General features: G+C 64.4%; 4 protein-coding genes and 1 pseudogene. All 5 read right to left on the bottom strand.

Annotation, left to right across the window (positions count from 1 at the left end):
- The coding region (gene ftsZ / locus EOA23_RS30930) for a cell division protein FtsZ (protein WP_127306909.1) at nucleotides 1-988 on the bottom strand (988 nt) is incomplete at its 3' end.
- A gap of 67 nt (nucleotides 989-1,055) precedes the next feature.
- A complete protein-coding gene (ftsA, locus tag EOA23_RS30925; RefSeq protein WP_127306908.1) occupies nucleotides 1,056-2,315 on the bottom strand; it encodes a cell division protein FtsA in 1,260 nt (419 codons plus the stop codon).
- Nucleotides 2,316-2,325: 10 nt separating this feature from the next.
- Nucleotides 2,326-3,168, bottom strand: a pseudogene (locus tag EOA23_RS30920) (cell division protein FtsQ/DivIB); the annotation flags it as partial.
- Nucleotides 3,156-4,082, bottom strand: a complete 927-nt coding sequence (locus EOA23_RS30915) for a D-alanine--D-alanine ligase (RefSeq protein ID WP_127306907.1) — start codon at nucleotides 4,080-4,082, stop codon at nucleotides 3,156-3,158. The gene EOA23_RS30915 and the pseudogene EOA23_RS30920, both read right to left, overlap by 13 nt.
- 478 nt (nucleotides 4,083-4,560) lie before the next feature.
- Complete coding sequence (murB, locus tag EOA23_RS30910) at nucleotides 4,561-5,526, bottom strand: UDP-N-acetylmuramate dehydrogenase (protein ID WP_127306906.1); 966 nt, start codon at nucleotides 5,524-5,526, stop codon at nucleotides 4,561-4,563.
- Nucleotides 5,527-5,553: the final 27 nt, after the last annotated feature.

Raw genomic sequence — 5,553 nt, 5'->3', positions numbered from 1 at the left:
GAGCGGGCCGGATTTCGGCTGCCGACTTGTCGATGCCGGTGGCGACGACCGACACGCGGATCACGCCTTCCAGTTCCTCGTCGAAGGTGGCGCCCAGGATGATGTTGGCGTCCTGGTCGACCTCCTCGCGGATGCGGGTCGCGGCCTCGTCCACCTCGAACAGCGTGAGGTCGCGGCCGCCGGTGATCGAGATCAGCAGGCCCTTGGCGCCCTTCATCGAGGTCTCGTCGAGCAGCGGGTTGGCGATCGCGGCTTCGGCAGCGGCCATCGCGCGGCCCTCGCCTGAAGCTTCGCCGGTGCCCATCATCGCCTTGCCCATCTCGCGCATGACCGAGCGGACGTCGGCGAAGTCGAGATTGATGAGGCCTTCCTTGACCATCAGGTCGGTGATGCAGGCGACGCCCGAGTAGAGCACCTGGTCGGCCATGGCGAAGGCATCGGCGAAGGTGGTCTTGTCATTGGCCAGCCGGAACAGGTTCTGGTTGGGGATGACGATCAGGGTGTCGACGCATTTCTGCAGCTCCTCGATGCCCATGTCGGCCGTCTTCATGCGGCGCTGGCCCTCGAAGTGGAACGGCTTGGTGACGACGCCGACGGTGAGGATGCCCTTCTCGCGCGCCGCGCGGGCAACCACCGGAGCGGCGCCCGTGCCGGTGCCGCCACCCATGCCGGCGGTGACGAAGCACATATGCGTGTTGGAGAGGTGATCGATGATCTCGTCGATGCACTCTTCCGCCGCCGCGCGGCCGACTTCCGGCTGAGAGCCGGCGCCGAGGCCTTCGGTGACATGCGCGCCAAGTTGGATCAGCCGCTCGGCCTTCGACATGGTCAGCGCCTGGGCGTCGGTGTTGGCCACCACGAACTCGACGCCGCGCAAGCCGGCGGTGATCATGTTGTTGACGGCATTGCCGCCGCCGCCGCCGACACCGAACACGGTGATGCGGGGCTTGAGCTCGGTGATGTCCGGCTTTTGCAGATTGATGGTCATTGTCTCCGTCCTTTGCCTTTCCCGCCGCCTCGCCGCTGCGGCCGCCTATGGGGCTGTCCCCGTCAAATTAAAAACTGTCTCTCAACCACTGACTCATGCGATGCAGTCTTCCGCCCGTTCCGGTCATCCTGAAACCGGAAAGTCCTTTCGCCGAATGGCTCTCGAAGCTCGCCATCTGCGGGTAGATCATCAATCCGACCGGGGTCGAGAACGCCGGTCCCTTCGCCGCCTCCGGCAGGCCCGCCACGCCGAGCGGGCGGCCGATGCGCACATTGCGCCCGAGAATGCGGCGCGCCGCTTCCGGCAGGCCGGCGAGCTGGCTGGCGCCCCCGGTGAGCACGACGCGTTTTCCCACGGCATTGCCGTAGCCGGACTTGTTGAGCCGGTCGCGCAAAAGCTCGAGCGTCTCGTCGATGCGCGCACGGATGATGCGCGTCATCACCGAGCGCGGTATCTGCGACGGCACATCGCCTTCCTCGCCGATCGGCTGGATCGAGACGAGGTCGCGGTCGTCGGCGCTTCCAGGCAGCGCCGAGCCATGCATCACCTTCAGCCGCTCCGCGGCATCGAGCGAAGTCGACAGGCCCTTGGCCATGTCGATCGTCACATGGTTACCGCCGATGGCAATGGCGTCGCCATGGATGAACTTGCCTTCCGAGAAGACCGAGATCGTCGTCGTGCCGCCGCCCATATCGATGCAGGCGGCGCCCATTTCGAGTTCGTCGTCGACCAGCGAGGCAAGCCCGCTGGCATAGGGCGTCGCCACCATGCGCTCGACCGACAGATGCGAGCGGTTGATGCAAAGCTCGAGATTGCGCATCGGCGCCGCGTCGCCTGTCAGCACATGCATGTCGACGCCGAGCGCATCGCCCACCATGCCGCGCGGGTCGCGCACGCCGCGCTCGCCGTCGAGCGAGAAGCCGACCGGCAGCGAATGGATCACTTCGCGCTCGGCCCTCAGCGCCTGCTTGGCGCCGGCGGCGAGGACGCGTTTGATGTCGCTTTCCTCGACCTGATGACCACCGAGATTGATCGTCGCCGAAAAGGCTTCGCTCTTCAGCCGGCCCGCCGTCATGTTGACGATGAGGGAATCGACCGTGAGCCCGGCCATGCGCTCTGCGGCGTCGACGGCAAGCCGGATGGCATGCTCGGCGCGATCGAGGTCCACCACGACGCCGGACTTCACGCCCTGCGATTTCTGGTGGCCGATGCCGATCACCTGGATACGATGCGAACGTCCGCGCAAAAGCTTGCCGTCCTCGTTGGGCTTGAGCTTCGCCACCACGCAGCAAACCTTGCTGGAGCCGACGTCGAGCACCGTGAGTATGCCCGACCGGCTGGTCGGGGAGCCGCATGTCGACGGCGGCGATGTCGCGCGTCAAAAGCCCGTTGTCATGGTCGATCTTGACGAGTTCGGCGATCGCCTGGTCCTCGTCGTCTTCCGGCAGCTTGATCGTGATGCCGTTCTCAAGCCTCAGGTCCCAGCGGCGCTCGCCGACACGGATATAACCTTTGACCCGCGCCGCGAGCTCGGGATAGCGCTCGATCTTAGCGAGGAAGGCCGGCGCTATCGCCGGCGCGCCGGTGCCAATGATCAGCGGCAGCAGCGCCTGCTTGCCGCCCGAGAACGGCGCGATCACCTCGCCGGACCGCTCGATCACCGAAACCGATGCGCCCTGCTGCCAGAGCGCGAAGGGCTCGCGCTCCTCGATGCGCACTTCCAGCGTATGAGGGTAGATCTTGCGCACCGCCGCGCTCTCGACCCAGGGCAGCGTCGCGATGCGCTGGCGCGCAGCCTCGGCATCGAAGCCGATCAGCGACGTCCAGCCGTCGAGGCCGAGCCGGTCGAGCACGTCGATCTCGGATGTCTGACGGTTGCCGACCACCTTGATCTGGTCGACGGCAAAGCCGGTGCGGGCCGTGATGCCCTGCACGACGCTGTCGGAGTAGCCGCCAAGAAAAGCGCCATAGGCGCTGCTCGACGCGATGAGCGCGGCGGAAAGGATCGCCGCCGAAAAGCGCGGCGCCTCATACTCGCCGCCGCACAGGCGCGCCAGCACGCGCACCGGCCGGCGAAGCTGACGCGGCAAGACGAAACGGTCGAATGACAGCGGCACGCCGAACAGCGCGGGACCAGCCGCGTTGCCGCCATTACCCTGTCCCCACCTCAACGCAGACACGAAGCGTCCTCCACCATCCAACTCAACAAATCGCCGAACGAATGTCCCGCTTGCGTGGCGATTTCGGGCACCAGAGACGTCGGCGTCATGCCCGGCTGAGTGTTGACCTCGAGCCAGACAACCTCGCCGTTTTCGGAGTGACGGTCGTCGTAACGGAAATCCGATCGGGAGACGCCCCGGCAACCAATGGCAAGATGAGCCTTGAGGGCCAGTGTCTGTATTTTTTGGTAAATATTCGGTGAAATTTTTGCAGGGATTTCGTGTTTTGATCCGCCGGGCACGTATTTTGAGTCGTAGTCGTAGAAGGAATGCCCGGTCGGAATGATCTCGCAGACGCCGAGCGCCACATCGCCCATCACCGCGCAGGTCAGTTCGCGCTCATGGACGTAGCGCTCGACCATGACGGTCTCGCCATATTGCCACTCGGTCGAGCCGATCACCTGCGGCGGATGCGACTGCCCTTCATGCACGATGACAACGCCGAAGCTCGATCCCTCATTGACCGGCTTGACCACGTAAGGCGGCTTCATCGGATGCGCCTCCTTGACGGCGAAGCGATTGACCACCTTGGATTCCGCGACCGGAATGCCGGCCGCCTTGGCAACCTTCTTGGCCTGCTCCTTGTTCATGGCCAGCGCCGAAGCGAGCACGCCCGAATGGGTGTAGGGAATTGCGAGATATTCGAGAATTCCCTGGATGGTGCCGTCCTCGCCGAACGGGCCATGCAGCGCATTGAAGGCGACGTCAGGCTTGAGCTCGGCAAGCACGGACCCGACATCGCGCGAAACGTCGACGCGGGTAACCTGGTAGCCTTCAGTCTCGAGCGCATCAGCACACGCCTTCCCCGAGGACAGAGACACGGGCCGCTCCGAGGAGAATCCACCGAGGAGAACAGCCACATGCTTCTTCTTCATTTCCCGTCATCCCCTCTCACGCCGGGCCTGCAACCGATATTCCCGCACCGCATTCCCGAGCATTGAGTCCGAGTCTTCCGGCAGGTTGCCCCCCCAGACGGAAAACGCGGCTGAACGCGTCGAACGACTCAAATCAGGAAACGCTTCAGGGCAGAGAATCAGAGAGTTGATTCGCTGGCAAGTGCCTATGATTCCGAGAGATTCACTTTCCGCGAAAACAGCCGATAAAAGTGTGTTGTTGAGTCTTTACAGCAACGGTTGGCGCCGCGGCGAGGCGCCGAAGTTCAAGTACTACTTGAACTTAACGAGGCCGCTGAGGTGTGTTTCAGGTCAGGCCGATCCGGAGTCGAAGACGGGCGCGAAGCGACCAAACAAGGTGGCATCCGAGAACCGGAGCGGAGCGTACTAAAGTACGTGAGCACTGGAAGCGCAGGAAGCCACCGTTTGCAGGCCGGCCTCACCTGAATATCAACGCACCTCAAAGGAGCTGCCCGAGGAACTCCTGCACCTCATGACCGGGCCGGAAATTGCCGAGGCGCTTGATCTCCCAGTGCAGCCGGATGCCGGAATTCTCGAGCACGCGCGCGCGCACCGTCTCGCCAAGATATTCGAGGTCATAGCCGGTCGCGGTGCCGGTGTTGATCATGAAGTTGCAATGCATCGGCGACATCTGCGCGCCGCCGATCATCAGCCCGCGGCAGCCGGCCTTGTCGATCTCCTTCCACGCCGAGGTGCCTTCCGGATTCTTGAAGGTCGAGCCGCCGGTTTTCTCGCGGATCGGCTGCACCGTCTCGCGATGGTTCTGCACAGCATCCATCGCCGCCTTGATCGCCGCCTTGTCTTCCGGAAACCCTTCGAAAATGGCGGAGGTGAAGATCAGTCCGGCGGGCGCGGACGAGTGGCGGTAGGCATAACCCATATCGGCATTGCTGAGCGTGTGGAGATTGCCCTTGCGATCCAGCGCCGTCACCTCGACGACCCGTTCCCGGGTCTCCACACCGTTGGCGCCGGCATTCATCCTGAGCGCGCCGCCAATGGCGCCGGGGATGCCGTGGTAGAAATGGAAGCCGCCGATGCCGGCTTCATACGCCACGGCGGCGACACGCTTGTCAGGTGTTGCAGCACCCGCCTTGATCGTGGTCGGTCCGGTGGCCTCGGCCTCGCCGAAGCCCTTGGCAGAGAGCCTGACGACGAAACCGGGAATGCCGCCGTCGCGCACCAGGAGGTTCGAGCCGACGCCGACCACCATGACCGGCACCTCTTCCGGCACGGCGCGCAGGAAGGCGGCGAGGTCTTCCTCGTCGGCCGGCTGGAACAGCGCCTCCGCCAAGCCGCCGGCGCGGAACCAGGTGATCTTGTCCATCTCGGCGTTCGGCGTGATGCGGCCGCGCAGGCCCGAAAGCTTGTCGCCGAGCTTGTCGATGAGATCCTGGCCGCGCATCATGAGGGCGTCCCGCCAAGTTCCTTGGGC

The organism is Mesorhizobium sp. M2A.F.Ca.ET.042.01.1.1 (assembly GCF_003997405.1).
Lineage (GTDB): Bacteria > Pseudomonadota > Alphaproteobacteria > Rhizobiales > Rhizobiaceae > Mesorhizobium.
The sequence above is the reverse complement of the archived record's forward strand: the minus strand, read 5'-3'. Positions and strand labels throughout refer to the sequence as shown.